The sequence below is a fragment of the Brevibacillus sp. DP1.3A genome (assembly GCF_013284245.2).
Classification (GTDB): Bacteria; Bacillota; Bacilli; order Brevibacillales; family Brevibacillaceae; genus Brevibacillus.
The window spans coordinates 3,405,704-3,421,627 of record NZ_CP085876.1 but is presented as its reverse complement, the minus strand read 5'-3'; the positions used below and the strand labels follow the sequence as shown (position 1 = coordinate 3,421,627).

Genomic DNA, 15,924 nt, shown 5'->3' with positions numbered 1-15,924 from the left:
ATAAAAATTGGAGGTTTTATCCATGCCATTCGACATTCAGCTTCTTGCGCCTATCATTGCTATTCAATTGATACTAGCAGTTATTGCTTTAATTGATTTGGCTAGACGCGAAGCGTACCGAGTTGCAGGTGGAAAAAAATGGCCGTGGGCTCTCGGCATTATCTTTATCAACACCTTGGGTCCGATCGTGTATTTCTTTGTAGGCAGAAAAGACTAGCTCAAGAGAACCGAGGAAAGGGTTGACATTCTTTGCGAGTTATTGAATGTGAAGGCCTCACAAAGGAATATAAAGACCATAAAGCGTTAAAGAACGTAACCTTTTCCGTCGATGGCATCGGTTGTGTCGGTTTTCTTGGGGGAAATGGTGCCGGGAAAACGACGACCATTCGCATCCTAACCGGATTAGCTGCACCGACCAGAGGAAAAGTGAGAGTAGTAGGCTACGACGTCGTGACCGACCGCAATAAAGTCACAAGTGAAGTAGGGTATTGTCCACAAATCCCAGCCTTTTACAACTACATGACAGCGACAGAGTGGATGCATTGGGTGGGTAGACTTTATGGATTGGACAAGCGCACAATTACGCAGAGGACAGATGAACTCTTGGAGTTATGCGGAATCAATGAGGCGAGGAACCGCCCAATAAGCGGTTACAGCGGAGGGATGAAACAGCGTCTGGGGATTGCTCAGGCGCTCATCCACAACCCCAAGCTACTCGTCTTGGACGAGCCCGTTTCGGCGCTAGACCCCATGGGCAGATATGACGTCTTATTGCTAATAGAAAAGTTGAAGCAACATATGACTGTCTTCATGTCGACCCACATTTTGGATGACATCGAAAGAATCGCCGACCATATCGTCATCATCAAGGACGGTACAGTGGTGCTGTCGTCCAGTTTGGATCAACTGCGAGCAAACCATGTGGAGCCGCTGATTGAGTTCAAGCTTGATCAACAGGACATCGATTTAAACGATGTATTGAATGGGCTAACCTGGATCAGGGAATGGAACCGAGACGGCGGTATTTACAAAGTTCTTACCGATGACATGGAAAAAGCCAAGGCACTCCTGCCTCACATTCTTCTAGAGTCTGGCGGGACACTGGCGTATTATCGCTTGTCCGTATCGACCCTCGAAGATATTTTCCTAAAGGTTGTGAATAACGGATGACTTCCCACCCAATGATCAGAAAAGAATTCAATGAATTGGTCAAAACCTACAAGATACTCATTGTCCCGATTGTGTTTATTGCTTTAATGATCACACAGCCGATTACGATGAAAATGCTCCCTGATATTTTGGCCAATTCCACTGGACTGCCGGAAGGGGCAGTCATCAAAATTCCAACCCCGTCTGCTCCAGAAGTGCTCTCGACGGCGATTAGCAAATTTAGCTCACTCGGCACGTTTGTGCTAATCCTTATTGTCATGGGATCCATTGCAGGAGAGAAAGCCTCTGGTGTAGCATCCATGGTATTCGTCAAGCCCATCAGTCGAGCTAAATACTATCTCGCCAAAGCTATTACCTATTACACGTTGACAATGGCAAGCATGCTGATCGGGATGGGGATAACCGCCTACTATACAGAGATCCTTTTCGGAAAACTAGATTGGACCCATGTATGGATAGGTACGTTGATGTACATACCGAATCTATTCCTTGTCGTCACAACAACGCTGTGCGCCTCCAGCTTTTTTAACAATGCTGTTGGTGCGGGTGGAGCCTCGTTGGTATTCAATATCCTGATCTTCACGGTTCCACAATTTCTCGGTAAATTTTTGGATATGGTATCTCCAGGTGGATTGTCAAATGCGGCGATGATGATTATTCAAGAAAACTCAACTCTGTCGCAAGCATTCATCACAGGTTTACCGGGGCTCGCAGGTGTCTTTACACTCAACATCGTGTTTTTCTTCATGGGCTGGTACTTTTTAGAACGATCAGAAATCTAAAGAGGAGGCGTAGAAATGGAACATTTTTGGCTGATCTGGTTGGTTAGCGTACTGTGCGCGCTATGCACTATACCTATTCAATCCAACACGATTCGCCAACATATGCAACTGCAAGCAGCCATCTATCCTAACAAAAAAGTCCCGCCTATTTCCGTCATGGTTGCGGTTATGATCATTCAGACTTGTGTATTTCTGACTGTGGCGACTGCTATAGGCTTATGGCTCATGCCTTCCACTGGTCTTCGACTCTGGATTCTCGATCACTGGGTGTCTGGAGCGGAGCTGCCTTTTTCCATCTGGTCGTTGTGGACAGTAGCGATTGGTTCAGGTATCGCCGTAGGCCTCTTGGTAAAATGGGTGGACCGTTCTTTCTTTCAACAACACATGACTACAATAATGGGTAAAGAACCGATTTCATCACGGTTCTACGGCTTCCTCTCGTCTTTTTACGGAGGGTTTTGCGAAGAAGTGCTCATGCGTCTAGGGGTTATGACTGTTGTCGTGTTTTTGGCACAGAAGATGGGATGGATGGGAATTTCCTATTGGCTGGGCATCTGTGTCGCCGCCATTGTTTTCGCTGCATCCCATCTCCCAACCAATTACATGACGTACGGAAAAAGCAACGTGGTCACTGTATGGACGTTGTTGCTAAACGGTATCTTAGGCATCTTGTTTGGCTTCCTATATTGGCGATACGGTTTAGAAGCTGCGATCATTAGTCATTTTAGCGCTGACATCGTGCTACATGTGATCTTCAAAAATAAAAGCAGAAAGTAGGAGAAGCAAATGATCGTCGTAACAACAGAAAACATTCCAGGATATCGTGTCGTTGAAGTAAAAGGAACGACATTCGGTTTGATCGTTCGAGCACGCGGAATTGGGGGAGACATCATGGCAGGTCTTCGTTCAGTAGTTGGTGGAGAAATCAAGGAATACACCGTGCTCCTAGAGGACGCGCGGAAACAGGCGCTTGACCGCATGATTAAAAACGCAACTGCCATGGGAGCTAACGCTGTGGTAATGTGTCGTTATGACTCTGGAAATATGGGAAATATGGGGGAAGTTGTCGCTTACGGTACAGCCGTTGTCGTTGAAAAGGTGTAATGAATGATTTATGTCCTTTATTACATTGTGTTTCAGATCTTGCTTTTCATCACCTTGCTAATCATTTCCAAAATCAAGGACAAGCGACTGCACGCAGACCACGGAGAAATCGTCCCGCCCGGATTTGAGTCGACGAATGAAGTGACAATCGATCCGGTAACGCAGGAAAAGCGTCGTGTATACTTCAATCCAAAGACCGGGGATCGCTATTACAAAGTTGAAAAATAAGCGATGAGGATGATTGTCCAACTCGTGGGGCATGCTGGTTTTATCATTTGGTGGAAAGTATGTAGTTAGATTTGTAGTAGAAACGAGCCAAATCTTGTTAGATGACAAGATTTGGCTTTTGTTGTGCGTCGAGCATGAGAGATAGCTCTAGGGTGTAAGTCCCGAACGGGGTTGGCTGGACCAACCTTTCCATTTTTTTCATCGTTAACTAATAAACAACAGGTACACCAATCATCTATGAAGTACAAATTGAAAAAATAAAGGAGGCAGTCGGTCAATTTAACCGACTGCTTTTCCTAATTCATGGATAACGCCCCGCTGTGCAGAGATAATAAAGTTTTAGACTGATTAGAAAATGGCGTCATCTAGGACCCTCGGCAATACTGCCCATATTGTGACGACCCCAAAGTCATGATAACATTCTAAAAAATATCTTTTGGAGAAATAGAGGACGAGAGGTCATTAGCATGACGAAAACGATACTGATTGTGGAAGACCAACAGGTTTTGCGAGAGATTATGAAGGAATACTTGATGGACGAGGGATACGAAGTGCTGGAAGCGGGGGACGGGAGTCAGGCGCTGACGTTATTTCAAGAGCATGAAGTGCATTTGATCATTCTGGACGTTATGCTGCCGGAATTGGACGGGTGGTCAGTATGCAGACGCATTCGCAAAGTCTCCAACGTCCCCATTCTGATGTTAACAGCTCGTTCGGATGAGGATGACACGTTGCTTGGATTCGAGCTCGGGGCGGACGATTATGTGTTGAAACCGTGCAGTCCTCCCATCCTTCTGGCACGCTCCAAACGGTTGCTGGAAAACCGGCAAATGCGCGAACCGGGGGATCTGATGTCCGGCGGCGGGATTACGATTCACTTGCCGTCTCGAACCCTCTCGATTGAGGGAAAGAATTATAGCCTGACTCACACGGAATTCGAAATTTTGGCCTACTTGATGAAAAACAAAGGCATCATCCTCACCAGAGAACAGCTCATTACAAAAATCTGGGGTTACGACTTTATCGGCGAGGATCGAACGCTCAGCAGCCATGTTCGGAATTTGCGTTCCAAGCTGGGAGAGCATGCGAAGCATGTCGTCACAGTTGTTCGTTCCGGTTATAAATTCGAGGACCGGCCATGAGAACAAGCATTGTACGCAAGCTGTTTCTGCTCACGACGGGATTATGCCTGTCTGTGATCGTGAGCATTTTTATCGGACAAACCGTATTTTTCGAGCAGTATTATGTGCATCAAAAGGTAGAAAAGGTGAAGGAAGCCCTTCAATCCTATCGGCAAAACGAGTTGACTCATGCCGGGACTTCCCAGGATGAACTCAGGGAGGAACAGGAGTTTTATCAAAAGACGAATGCCTGGTTCGCTCGATTGGATGATAGAGGCCAGTTGAAATACACGGACGATTTCCAGATGGAAGTCCGTCTGGAGAACTCAGACGATATCCCTACTCTTTCTGGCAAGTCGATTGTCGTTCCGTTGTACACGGTCATGGATGTGGAGGATGTAAGCACCGATACCCCCTTCCTCGATACTTATGTGAAAGTGGGACAACAGATTGCCATGGAAGGGATCATGTTCGATAATCAATGGTTTGCGCAACGGATCGGGAGGAGTGTCTCCAATCTCAGAGAGGAAGATCGACTGGAGAATCAGCAACTCGTCAAAAAAGAGTATGAGATCGTCCCGAGATTTAAGAGTGGCACCGAATACCATGAGCGTTATCCCAGCGTTTTGTTTCGCGGAACAATCACACAGGTCCGAAAACCGCAAGGCGCGGATGTATCCCGCTATATGAACCGCTTATTTCTTGAACGGGTGAAAGCTTTTCAAGCGGATCTTCTATACGGAGATGTTGTGGAGCAAACAAGCACCATAACAGACTACCAAGAGAACAATATCGATTACAAAATATTCGTTGAGCGCGTGACCGATCAAACAGGGAAACCTGCCTATTTGTTCGCCATGACATCGCTGCAGCCCGTAAACGAAGCTGCGGGGATCATGAGAAGTTATTACGTTTACATCCTTGCAGGTACCTTGCTGCTCGTTCTGCTCGCCTCCTTCTATTATTCCCGCAGAATAGCAGCTCCTTTGCTCCGCATGGACGACATGACGCAAAAAATGGCCAAGCTGGATTTCTCTGAAAAAATTCCGATCAAGACAGAGGATGAGATCGGCAGCTTGTCACGGAATATTAATCGGCTTTCGGATATGCTACATGACCATATAGGCCGGCTGGAGCAGGATATTGAGAAAGAAAAGCGGCTGGAGCAAACGCGCAAAGATTTTATAGCTGGCGTGTCGCATGAGCTGAAAACTCCGCTCAGTATCATGGAAAGCTGCCTATACATTTTGAAGGATAAGGCGGACAGCCCGAAGCGGGACTACTATTTCGCTGCGATGGAAGATGAAGTGAAGAAGATGAACCTGCTGGTTGCGGATATGCTGGAATTGGCAAAATATGAATCCGGTACATATAGAATGCAGATGGATTCGTTCAGGGTTGATGTGCTACTGGAGCGAATCTGCGTGAAGTTGGAACCAGACCTCGTCGGCAAGCAGTTACAACTACACCACCGTTTAGCCCCAGTTGAAGTCATCGCCAATCAGCATCGAATCGAGCAGGTGATCGTGAATTTCCTGACAAACGCCATACGCTATACACCGGAACAAGAGGATATTATCATCTCGACGGTTGAAGGGGAGGATACTGTCAAGATTTGCATCGAAAACAAAGGCGTCCAGATTCCGGCCGAGCAGTTGGAAAAGATATGGGATCGTTTTTACCGAGTTGAGCATTCCCGCAACCGTTCGACTGGAGGAACCGGTTTGGGCCTGGCGATCTCCAAGCAGATACTAGAACTGCATGGGGCGTTCTATGGAGCAACGAATACGGAGGATGGCGTCTTGTTCTATTTTGAATTGAAGAAAAAGAAAGTGTAGAACCTCGGTTCTGCACTTTTTTATTGTATTTCTACCCATTCTGCAACTGATCTGCATCTAATCTTGATCTCCGACGATTACTCTTTACCTTGTTCAAGAAGAAAGGGGAAAGATGAAAGTGCAAAGGAAAATGATGGGTATTACACTGGTCGCAATGGTCGCTTTGTCGGTTGCGGCATGTGGCACCACTGGACAACCAACCGCTTCCGAGATTACCAAGCAGGCCGGGGAACTCTCCACTCCGGAGCAAACCTCATATGCATCACAGTATCAAACAAGCGTGTTTCTCGGAGATTCGATTACGGAGGGATTGTCTTACCATGATGTGTTGAAACAGGAGAACGTGCTGGCAGGTGCAGGGAAAACGGCTGAATTCGCGTTGGAAGATGTGGACGAATTAGTCAAGCGAAAGCCCGAGCATATTTTTATCCAACTGGGTTCGGACGACATTTTATGGCCGACCGACCATCCCAAGGAATATTCGTTGTCGTACTACGCACAATTGATCGACCGCATCAAAGAAAGGCTTCCTGAGACGTCCATCACGATATTATCCGTTACCCCGGTTACGGAAAAGGCAGAAAAGGCGGAGCCCCGCTATCAAAATATCGGGGACTACAATAAGGGACTGAAGGAGCTGGCAAGTAAGCTGCAAGTCGGATACATCGATGTGTCGTCAATTGTGGCCGCTCAACCTGACATGTACGATGCAGACGGCATTCATTTCCAGGACAAGTTTTATCCGATCCTGCTCGATTACGTAAAAGATGAACTGGCTCGTAAGAAGAGTGCAAAATAAAGGCGCGGGAGGATAGAAACATTGGTATTCAGCAGTCTGATTTTCCTGTTTCAATTTTTGCCCGCCGTGCTGCTCGTTTATTATTTGTCGCCCAATAAGCTGAGAAATGCTGTTCTGTTCGTAGCGAGCCTCATCTTTTATGCATGGGGCGAACCGGTCTATATCATCCTCATGATTTTTACAACCGTATTTGATTATATCAACGGGCTTTTGATCGACAAGTACAGTCACCGCAAGCCGATCGCCAGAGCAGTGTTGTTTGGTTCCATCTGCGGCAGTTTGGCGATTCTCGGTTTCTTCAAATATGCCGGGTTTGTCGTATCGAATGTGAATGATCTATTCGGTCTGCATATACAGGTGGCTGATCTGCCGCTACCCGTCGGTATTTCCTTTTATACGTTCCAAACGATGTCCTATGTAGTGGATGTATACCTAGGAAAAGTGCCGGCACAACGAAATTTCGTCGCTTTCGGCACTTACGTCACGATGTTTCCTCAACTGGTCGCAGGTCCGATCGTCAAATATGGAGATATCGCGGAGCAATTGGTCTTTCGTAAAGTGACGCTGGAGCGGTTCGGAGAAGGAGCGGAATGGTTCATCCGGGGATTGGCCAAAAAAGTGCTGCTAGCCAACAATATCGGACTGCTATGGACCAATGTGAAGTCGACGCCGATGGAGGACTTGACTGTCCTGTCCGCGTGGCTCGGTATCTTGGCATTTACGTTTCAAATTTATTTCGATTTCAGCGGGTATTCGGATATGGCGCGCGGACTCGGCAAAATGTTCGGTTTCGAATTCCCAGAAAACTTCAAGCATCCGTATATTTCACGAAGCGTCACAGAATTTTGGCGTAGATGGCATATTTCACTTGGTTCCTGGTTCCGGGAGTATGTCTATATTCCGCTCGGCGGCAACCGAATGGGCTTGGGCAAGCAGCTCCGTAACCTCTTGATCGTATGGTTCTTAACTGGTCTGTGGCATGGGGCGAGCTGGAACTTTATCGTATGGGGCTTGTATTTCTGCTGTTTCGTTGTGTTTGAGAAGCTGTTTTTGCTGAAATGGCTGAAGCATTGGCCGAACTGGGCAGGACATCTCTACACGCTGCTGATTGTCGTAGTCGGATGGGTCTTTTTTGAATTCGAACAGTTGCCTTCCGCGTGGATGTTCATCAGTGCAATGTTTGGTTTCGGGGCGCACGAATGGGTGGATCGCCAGTCGCTCTACAACCTGACGACGTACGGGGGATTGCTCGTTCTGTTGGCCTTGTGCGCGACACCGCTGCCCCGCAAAGTATTGGAGCAGGTGAAAGCCCGCTGGAATTCGGTAGGCATGCTCGCTGCTTTGGCACTTTCTATCATCAGTTTGGTTTTGTCTTCCGCTTATTTGGTCTTTGAGGATTACAATCCATTCTTATATTTTCGGTTTTGAGAGGGAGGGAGCGATCTTGACCACCTATGACAAACGGACACGAGCAGTGACGGGCTTGTTGTTCTTGCTGTTTATCCTCATGGTGGCTGTTTTGAACATACTGACCCATGATCAAGCGTTCTCGGAATCGGAAAACAGGGTGCTCGAGAGGAAGCCGCCATTTTCACTGCGATCACTGCTGGCGGGGAAGTTCACTTCTGATTACGAGACCTATATCACCGATCAATTTGCTTTTCGGGACGTTTGGATCGGGCTAAAAACAGATGCGGATCGTGTTATGGGCAAAAAGGACAGCAACGGTGTTTATATGGGCAAGGATGGGTACCTAATTCAACATTTCTCATCGCCGCTGGACGCCGAGGTGAATGACAGAGTTCAGGCCATCCATTCGATTCACCAGACAACGCCTGACCTTCGCAAGTACTTCATGCTGGTACCGACCGCCGCCGCGTTGCTTCGGGATAAACTGCCCTCCTACGCACCAATTGGCGACGAACATGCGGCTCTGAATCGAGTTCGGCAATTGGTTCCACCTGATATTCGCTTCGTTGATGTCTATCCCGCGCTGTTTGCCAGACGCGAAGAAGCCATTTTTTATAAAACGGATCATCATTGGACGAGCAAAGGCGCTTATTATGCTTATCGGGTGTTGTGCAAGCAGATGGGGATTGTTCCAAAAGACGAAGCTGCGTTCAACATCCGGCAGGTGACCGATGCATTCTACGGATCGCTCTATTCGAAGAGCGGCTTCCGTCATCTGCAGCCTGATCGTATCGATCTTTATCTGCCGAAAGAGGAAAGCAAAAAGAAGGTGGAGTACGTGGACGAAGGCCGTACCGCGGCTTCCATATATCAGATGGACAATCTGGCCAAAAAGGATAAGTATGCAGTATTTCTGAACGGCAACCATGCACTGGTCCGAATCACAACCGGCCATCCGGAAGGGAAAAAGCTGCTGGTAATGAAAGATTCATACGCCAATAGCCTGATTCCCTTTTTAGCCGAACACTTCGCAGAGATTGATGTCGTTGACCTTCGATATTATGAGGGATCCGTAACAAAGCTCATACAAGATCGGCAGTTTCATGACATGCTATTCCTTTACAACGTCAAAACGTTTTTTGAAGACACCTCTATTCTGAACATCATGGAGTGAATGTAATGAAGCGATTTTTGTCTGTACTGCTTATGTTTGCTATCGGAATGGGAATGTTGGTCGGATGCTCCAATGACGACGTCACTTCCGGAGAACTTTCGGCCGCGGAAGTGGGAGAAAGAATTCAACAAACGGTAAGTTTTCAGGATATGAAGCAAGGGGATCTGGAGAAACTGCAAAAAATGTATCAGATCGAGGCAGGAAAAGTGGATGATTTCATCCTGTACACGGCTTCCTCCAATGTGAAAGCGGATGAACTGGCTGTTATCAAAGTCAAAGATGCGAGCGACAGCGAAAATGTAAAAGAGAAGATACAACAACGGATCGAGGCCCAAACAATCAAATTCAAAGACTATCGCCCAGAAGAGTATTTTCTTATCGAAAAGCATGTTTTGAAGACGAAAGGGCAGTTTATTTTATTCGCGGTGTCGAAAGAGGTTGATCAAATAGAATCTGTGTTTGAAGAAGCTCTGAAGTAAAAACAAGCTGCTCAGAGACCCAAGTAGGGAGAGCAGGAAGATTTAGCAACCCTTAACTATAAAAGGACTCATCCTGCTTCTGACAGGGTGGGTCCTTTTTCTGACAAACTACGAAGAGAAGGATTTCTAGTGGTTATAAACCGTACCTCACGCATAAAGAGCGTGAGAGGTTCAACATGACAAAACAAGTTGTGTATGTTGTAACAAAAGAAAACGGTAACCCTATTAGCTACCGTTTTCATACGGACCCATTTATCTTACTCGGATAAACACCAAAACATTATCTCTTGATAACACACGTTGGAACCCGTTATTCAAAAGACAACGTGCAGCTGGACCCACACGTCTACCAATCATTAAAAATCGGTTGCATGGTGCGGCACTTCCAATGATGCTAACGTCGCGAATAATTCGCCTCCGTACGCCATTCACTCTGATACGTCTGAATAGGATTACTACTACATCAGTCATATTAATCACCTCGCTTCTCTCTGCATGATATAGAGCATGCAAATGGGGGAAGCTTGGCAACTGATACGAGCCTATAGTAAATGAAAATGTGCTAATTGATACGGCAATTTACAAGAAAGCGTTAGTCAAAATTCAGAATAACTAAGTAATCATGTTAGTGACAAATTAGTTAGGGAGGAAAGTGCAATGAATAGACAAGCATTTTTGGACATTCTGAACAGCCTGCAAGTCCTTGATAGTGAAGGTGGCGAATCTGCGTATATCCTGGTCGAAAATAACGAGGAAGTGCTCCGGAAACTCAACGCCGTAGGTATTGTTGATGAAGTTATCAACCAATACGGCGATGATGAATCGTTTGATTTACTATGACGCTCTACAGTGAAAGTATTTCATAGGATGAACAGGTACTCGTTCGCATCTATGTAGACCATAATAGCGGTGAATTAAAAGTCGGGGGATCAGATTAGAGATCTATATCCAACTTTGACATTGGAGAGATTACCCGCTTCCCCTACATTCATCTCGATATAATAATTGTGAGATCCAGATGACACTAAATGTACCCAATTTAAATTGATCGGAAAGTTAATGGTAAAAGACAGTGGTACAGTGACGACGTGAGTATTCACCTTTCTAACAAACAATTCTGTAATCACTTGCCTTGAAGTTTGATTAGACTCAATCAAGGCAAGATACATAACCAATATGTAGTCTGAGCCGATTCCCAGACTTAATTCAACATTTATCATTGAATCAAATTTAATTTGTTGATTATACCCTGTTGTTATCGTAGGAATATTTAGAACACGTTGAGGATATCCAGGTCTGAGAGATAAGTTGTCATAGCGCTGATCAAAAACGAGATAAGCCATAATGATTCACCTTCTTTGGTGGGTGTTATCTCAGTGTATTCAAGGTCTGAAAAATCATTCTAGCATGTGAGGAGAATTTTGGACTCATCGTTCTTCGATCGCTCCAAAGAAAAGACATCAGAAAACTTGGAACTTCACCTTTCCATAACGGCTTCATCGAAAATTTTTCTGTAATGGTGCAAATCAAATTGAGAGGCTAATGCGTCGACTGTAGACCAAAATTCATCTTCATTGAAGCCAACAAAATCTACGACGATAAACTCTGCGAGATTATGGAATGCATGCACTATACGGAAATTTCTATAAAAGGTAGCCTCGTCAAAAGAACCACTGTTTTTTAGGTCTAGGAAAGCTTGATGAATCAACTTCTTATAACCGATCTTCTTTACTTCAGTCATCAGATCATCTCCTTTACCTGAATAAATAGGACAGGGGGGTGGAAAATTCCTGCGTGAAGAAAGCAGTTCATTTATCAAAACATTACGTTTGTACCCAGGGAGGGATAGAACATGGTTGAAGTCTTGAAAACGCCTAAATATCCATGCTCTATCTGCAAAAGGAAAGAGGCGACGCAGTTCTGTGATTTTGTAATCGGGTATGGATTACTAGCGCGAACGACGACCAGCAAAAATGATGGCAGATATAGCATTTGGGAGGTAAGCGGAATGAATTTACAGACACTTCTCGAAAAGCAACAACAGCTTGACGTTAACTTGACATTCAATCCAATAGAGGTGAACGCACGCATAGTTGAAGCTGGCAAGCCTATTCTTCTTCTCAATTTTTATGTTTTAATGAAAAAAGAAATTGCAGTCGAGTAGCTATGGAAGAGGGATAACATGAAGCGTCTAACGATCGGCTTGTTTGCCCATGTGGATGCGGGCAAGACTACTTTCGCCGAACAGTTGCTATATCATACGAACAGTATCCGGTCGCGGGGCCGGGTAGATCATCAAGATGCCTTTTTGGACAGCCACGATATTGAGAGGAAAAGAGGCATTACCGTGTTCGCCGATCAGGCGGTTATGCACCATAAGGGCGACGTTTATTATTTGATCGACACGCCTGGACACGTGGATTTTTCTTCCGAGATGGAGCGGGCGATCGGGGTAATGGATTATGCGATCGTGATTGTCAGTGCGGTAGAAGGTGTCCAGGGTCATACCGAGACAGTCTGGCAGTTGTTGCGCAAACATCGGATACCAACATTTTTCTTCATCAATAAAACAGATCGCGTAGGCGCGGATGCCAGCAGGACGGAAGAGGAGATACGGAGTCAGTTGACAGGGGATGTCTGTTCCGTCAAGGACAACTTCGCCAACGGTATCGTTGGTGAGGAGCTACGGGAGATGATGACCGAGCGGAACGAGGCACTGCTAGAAGCGTTCATAGAGGAACGGGACGATCAAGCATTTTGGCTGGGTGCCTTGCAGGAGATGATACGAGATGGGAGTCTTTTCCCCTGCGCCTGCGGCTCGGCACTGCAGGATGATGGCGTTGTAGAGTTCCTGAATCAACTGTCCTTGTTGACGACTGCGTCTTATGACGAGACGGCTCCGTTCGGGGGACGCATTTATAAAATTCGACACGCAGCAAACGGGTTGAGGCTAACATTCGTCAAAGCGCTGAGCGGCAAGCTAAAGGTACGGGAGCTGCTTAGCTATGAAAGCGGTGGACTTCGATACGAAGAGAAGATTACACAAATCTTACTGTTTAATGGTAGGAAATCACACTCGGTTGAACAAGTAGCTGCCGGCGATTTGTTCGCGGTCGTCGGCTTGTCCGAGGCCGAGGCTGGACAAGGGGTGGGGCTCTACTCAGACAAGTTTATTTATGAGACTGAGCCGACACTACAGTCGAAAGTACAGTTTGACGGTTCGCTTCACGTGCAGCAAGTACTCGGTGCGTTTCGCATTCTGAATGCGGAGGATCCGTCTCTGAATGTGGTTTGGGAAGAGAGCTTGCAAGAGATTCACAATCGCGTCATTGGTCTGATCCAATTAGAAGTGCTGGAGCAGGTTGTAAAGGAACGCTTCGGTTTCGTTGTCTCTTTCGGCCAACCGGAAATCTTGTATAAAGAAACAATACAGTCTGCTGTGACGGGATATGGACACTTCGAGCCACTCAGGCATTATGCGGAAGTGCACCTCCTGCTTGAACCGGGAGAGCGAGGCAGCGGGATTCACTTCACTAGCGTATGTCATCCTGATGAACTGAGTTATAACTACCAGAATTTGGTTCAGTCTCATCTCTACGAACGGGAGCATCATGGGCTATTGACAGGCATGCCGGTCACCGACATGAAAATTACGCTCCTAAGAGGCCGTGCTCACAACGAACATACGCATGGGGGCGACTTTCGTGAGGCCACCTTCCGTGCGCTGCGGCAGGGGCTCGAGAAAGCGGAGAGTATGCTGTTAGAACCCTATTATGACTTCAAAATAAAGGTGGGAATGAACGAGATGGGGAGGGTACTTTCGGATATTCAGCGCGCCTCAGGTTCATTCGAGCCACCGCAAATGTCGGATACGCATGCGGTCATTACGGGAAGGGTGCCCGTAGCAACATTCATGAATTACAGCACCGAATTCGCTTCGTTCACGCATGGACGAGGCAGCATTCGCTGTGTATTTGGCGGATACGATCGCTGCCATAACGCGGAGGAAGTGATTGAAAAGAAGAGCTATGAAAAGGATGCAGATCCGGTTTATACATCCTCCTCGATCTTTTGCGCCAAGGGAGCAGGCTACTCGGTGCCGTGGGACGAGGCAGACGCCAAGATGCATCTGCTCTAAGCAGAGTCGAACAGTGCTGTATCAAGATTTTCAAGGGTTATTTTCAATGCAGAGGGGCGAGCCTGATTAGGCCTCGCCCTATTTACATTGGATGCGAGAATAAATCTCACGCAATCCCTCTATATCCACAACTCGAATGGCACTACGCTCAGATAGCTCAATCAAGCCTTGCTGTCGCCATTTCTGCAAAGTCTTGTTCACCGTAATGCGAGACGTATCAATATAGCGTGCAAAAGACTTCTGATCGATAGGGATATGATTATTTCCATGCACAGCTATCAGTTTGAGCAAATAATTAGCCATCGCAAGCTCAATCGGACTGTCAGTGAACGCGATGATTTCAGCTAGGAGACGAAGCTTATAGATTTGTGAATTGGTGAAGATCACTGCCGACTGTGGGTGGTCTTGGCATACGCGCGATAAGACCTCGTCGGAGAAAAAGTAAATGACGGAAGGAGAAGTAGTTATGGCTGATGTCAGGTATGAGCCGTTATAAGCGCCGTGCTCCCCGAACAACCCACCTGTGGGAATGTAATCGATAGATCGCTCATGCCCGTTCTCAGATAAGAGAGTGATCTTTACGCTCCCTTTGTCTAGATAATAAAATCCAGTTCCCACATCGCCTTGATGGTAGATAGTTGTATGTTTTCCCATTTCGATCTTCTTGCCATACATGAGGTACGGGGTCCACTGATAGCGGAGACAGGCCATTGTGACCACCTTTCACATGGATAGGCTTACACTGTGCGAGCAGTGTGTGCCGTAAGTTGTGGAGGCTTCAGCATATCTGGGCGTTTGACGACAAAGGATCGGTTTTTGATTTCAATGATGCCATGTTCCTTCCATGTCTTCAGGATCTTGTAGACAGTGATACGGGTGAGGCCAGCACATTCAGCAAGCTCTTGTTGCGTGAGGGGAACCTCGTGGCTTTTAAAGTCTTCGCAAATGTTGAGCAAAAGACGAGCGATTTGTTCTTCTGAAGTCAGTGCCTTCATGTTGATGGCGGTTAGAAGAATCCGCATTTTTTGATTAATGGTTTGGGTGAAAAGAGACAAGAGTTCAGGGCGTACCTTCAGCATTTCGAGGAATTGCAAACAGGAGAAATGGTAGACGACTGCATTCTTTACAGCAATAGCCGTGGTGAAATGGGGTTGTTGATCCATCGTTTGAAGTCCCATGATTTGACCAGGGACTACGATGTTCACCAGGCGATCCTTCCCCTTGAAGGTAGTGGTCACAATCTTGACTAATCCCTTATGAAGATAATAAAAACCTTCTCCCATCGTCGCTTGCTTATAGATAGCTGTTTTTCCTTTCACAAATTGACGGTTGCCGTATTCTAAAAGGGTTTCCCATTTCAAATCAGTTTCAAAAGGGGATACCATCTTCACCGCTCCTTTCCTCATCAATGATCTTACCTCTTCCAATCACCCACCCAAGATCAAGTCTTAATTTTCTGAACTTACTACTTTTGATTATATGAAAATAAAAAGCTCCTTACCAATATTTAAACGTGAAAATGACGTGCATTCGAAAGAAAAACAGAATTGATGTTAATTCGTTTACATATCCGCAGTGGTCCGTGAATGAGGTGAGAAGCATTTTATATTTTTCAGCTGTGATGTTAAGTAGGATACATTTTTCAGAAAAGACAGACATTATAATGCAGTTTAAGAACAAA

Annotated in this window: 19 protein-coding genes; 15 read left to right on the top strand and 4 right to left on the bottom strand. The window is 46.2% G+C overall.

All coding sequences use genetic code 11. The features are described 5' to 3' along the window. Positions 1 to 22 precede the first annotated feature (22 nt). The 13 genes from HP399_RS15885 to HP399_RS15825 all read left to right on the top strand — a co-directional run bounded on the left by HP399_RS15885 (position 23) and on the right by HP399_RS15825 (position 10,945). Positions 23 to 217: a PLD nuclease N-terminal domain-containing protein gene (locus HP399_RS15885; RefSeq protein ID WP_007729128.1), complete on the top strand. Its 195-nt coding sequence runs from the start codon at positions 23 to 25 to the stop codon at positions 215 to 217. 32 nt (positions 218 to 249) lie between these two features. Further along, positions 250 to 1,170, top strand: coding sequence for an ABC transporter ATP-binding protein (locus HP399_RS15880; RefSeq protein ID WP_173619274.1), 921 nt, complete (start codon positions 250 to 252; stop codon positions 1,168 to 1,170). After that, complete coding sequence (locus HP399_RS15875) at positions 1,167 to 1,952, top strand: ABC transporter permease (RefSeq protein WP_173619275.1); 786 nt, start codon at positions 1,167 to 1,169, stop codon at positions 1,950 to 1,952. Before HP399_RS15880 ends, HP399_RS15875 begins: the two co-directional genes overlap by 4 nt. A gap of 15 nt (positions 1,953 to 1,967) precedes the next feature. Next, positions 1,968 to 2,729 (top strand): CPBP family glutamic-type intramembrane protease, encoded by a 762-nt coding sequence (locus tag HP399_RS15870; RefSeq protein ID WP_173619276.1) that lies wholly within the window; start codon positions 1,968 to 1,970, stop codon positions 2,727 to 2,729. Positions 2,730 to 2,738: 9 nt separating this feature from the next. Beyond that, a complete protein-coding gene (locus HP399_RS15865; protein WP_007729137.1) occupies positions 2,739 to 3,056 on the top strand; it encodes a heavy metal-binding domain-containing protein in 318 nt (105 codons plus the stop codon). A 3-nt stretch (positions 3,057 to 3,059) separates the two neighbouring features. Continuing rightward, positions 3,060 to 3,284, top strand: a complete 225-nt coding sequence (locus tag HP399_RS15860) for a hypothetical protein (protein WP_173619277.1) — start codon at positions 3,060 to 3,062, stop codon at positions 3,282 to 3,284. Positions 3,285 to 3,751: 467 nt separating this feature from the next. Then, complete coding sequence (locus HP399_RS15855) at positions 3,752 to 4,426, top strand: response regulator transcription factor (protein ID WP_173619278.1); 675 nt, start codon at positions 3,752 to 3,754, stop codon at positions 4,424 to 4,426. After that, entirely contained in the window at positions 4,423 to 6,243 is a 1,821-nt protein-coding gene (locus tag HP399_RS15850; protein WP_173619279.1) for a sensor histidine kinase, read from the top strand. The genes HP399_RS15855 and HP399_RS15850 overlap by 4 nt, the downstream gene beginning before the upstream one ends. Positions 6,244 to 6,355: 112 nt before the next feature. After that, positions 6,356 to 7,042 carry a GDSL-type esterase/lipase family protein gene (locus HP399_RS15845; protein WP_173619280.1) on the top strand — a complete coding sequence of 229 codons (687 nt, stop codon included), beginning with the start codon at positions 6,356 to 6,358 and terminating at the stop codon, positions 7,040 to 7,042. A 21-nt stretch (positions 7,043 to 7,063) separates the two neighbouring features. Continuing rightward, positions 7,064 to 8,470, top strand: coding sequence for an MBOAT family O-acyltransferase (locus HP399_RS15840; RefSeq protein ID WP_173619281.1), 1,407 nt, complete (start codon positions 7,064 to 7,066; stop codon positions 8,468 to 8,470). Between the two features lie 16 nt (positions 8,471 to 8,486). Continuing rightward, positions 8,487 to 9,626: a DHHW family protein gene (locus HP399_RS15835; RefSeq protein WP_173619282.1), complete on the top strand. Its 1,140-nt coding sequence runs from the start codon at positions 8,487 to 8,489 to the stop codon at positions 9,624 to 9,626. Between the two features lie 5 nt (positions 9,627 to 9,631). Next, positions 9,632 to 10,105 (top strand): DUF4358 domain-containing protein, encoded by a 474-nt coding sequence (locus HP399_RS15830; protein ID WP_173619283.1) that lies wholly within the window; start codon positions 9,632 to 9,634, stop codon positions 10,103 to 10,105. A gap of 657 nt (positions 10,106 to 10,762) precedes the next feature. Next, a complete protein-coding gene (locus tag HP399_RS15825) occupies positions 10,763 to 10,945 on the top strand; it encodes a hypothetical protein (protein WP_173619284.1) in 183 nt (60 codons plus the stop codon). Between the two features lie 89 nt (positions 10,946 to 11,034). Here HP399_RS15825 and HP399_RS15820 read toward each other — a convergent pair whose 3' ends face one another. Continuing rightward, positions 11,035 to 11,448 carry a hypothetical protein gene (locus HP399_RS15820; RefSeq protein ID WP_173619285.1) on the bottom strand — a complete coding sequence of 138 codons (414 nt, stop codon included), beginning with the start codon at positions 11,446 to 11,448 and terminating at the stop codon, positions 11,035 to 11,037. 134 nt (positions 11,449 to 11,582) lie between these two features. After that, on the bottom strand, positions 11,583 to 11,846 hold the full coding sequence (locus tag HP399_RS15815) for a hypothetical protein (protein WP_173619286.1): 264 nt from the start codon (positions 11,844 to 11,846) through the stop codon (positions 11,583 to 11,585). A 111-nt stretch (positions 11,847 to 11,957) separates the two neighbouring features. Here HP399_RS15815 and HP399_RS15810 point away from each other — a divergent pair, with 111 nt between their 5' ends. Beyond that, positions 11,958 to 12,269 carry a hypothetical protein gene (locus HP399_RS15810; protein WP_173619287.1) on the top strand — a complete coding sequence of 104 codons (312 nt, stop codon included), beginning with the start codon at positions 11,958 to 11,960 and terminating at the stop codon, positions 12,267 to 12,269. A gap of 18 nt (positions 12,270 to 12,287) precedes the next feature. Then, positions 12,288 to 14,243 (top strand): GTP-binding protein, encoded by a 1,956-nt coding sequence (locus HP399_RS15805; RefSeq protein WP_173619288.1) that lies wholly within the window; start codon positions 12,288 to 12,290, stop codon positions 14,241 to 14,243. Positions 14,244 to 14,321: 78 nt separating this feature from the next. On the opposite strand, the gene HP399_RS15800 is transcribed toward HP399_RS15805, so the two are convergent. Further along, positions 14,322 to 14,954, bottom strand: coding sequence for a Crp/Fnr family transcriptional regulator (locus HP399_RS15800; RefSeq protein ID WP_173619289.1), 633 nt, complete (start codon positions 14,952 to 14,954; stop codon positions 14,322 to 14,324). A gap of 26 nt (positions 14,955 to 14,980) precedes the next feature. Next, positions 14,981 to 15,628 carry a Crp/Fnr family transcriptional regulator gene (locus HP399_RS15795; RefSeq protein WP_173619592.1) on the bottom strand — a complete coding sequence of 216 codons (648 nt, stop codon included), beginning with the start codon at positions 15,626 to 15,628 and terminating at the stop codon, positions 14,981 to 14,983. Positions 15,629 to 15,924 lie beyond the last annotated feature (296 nt).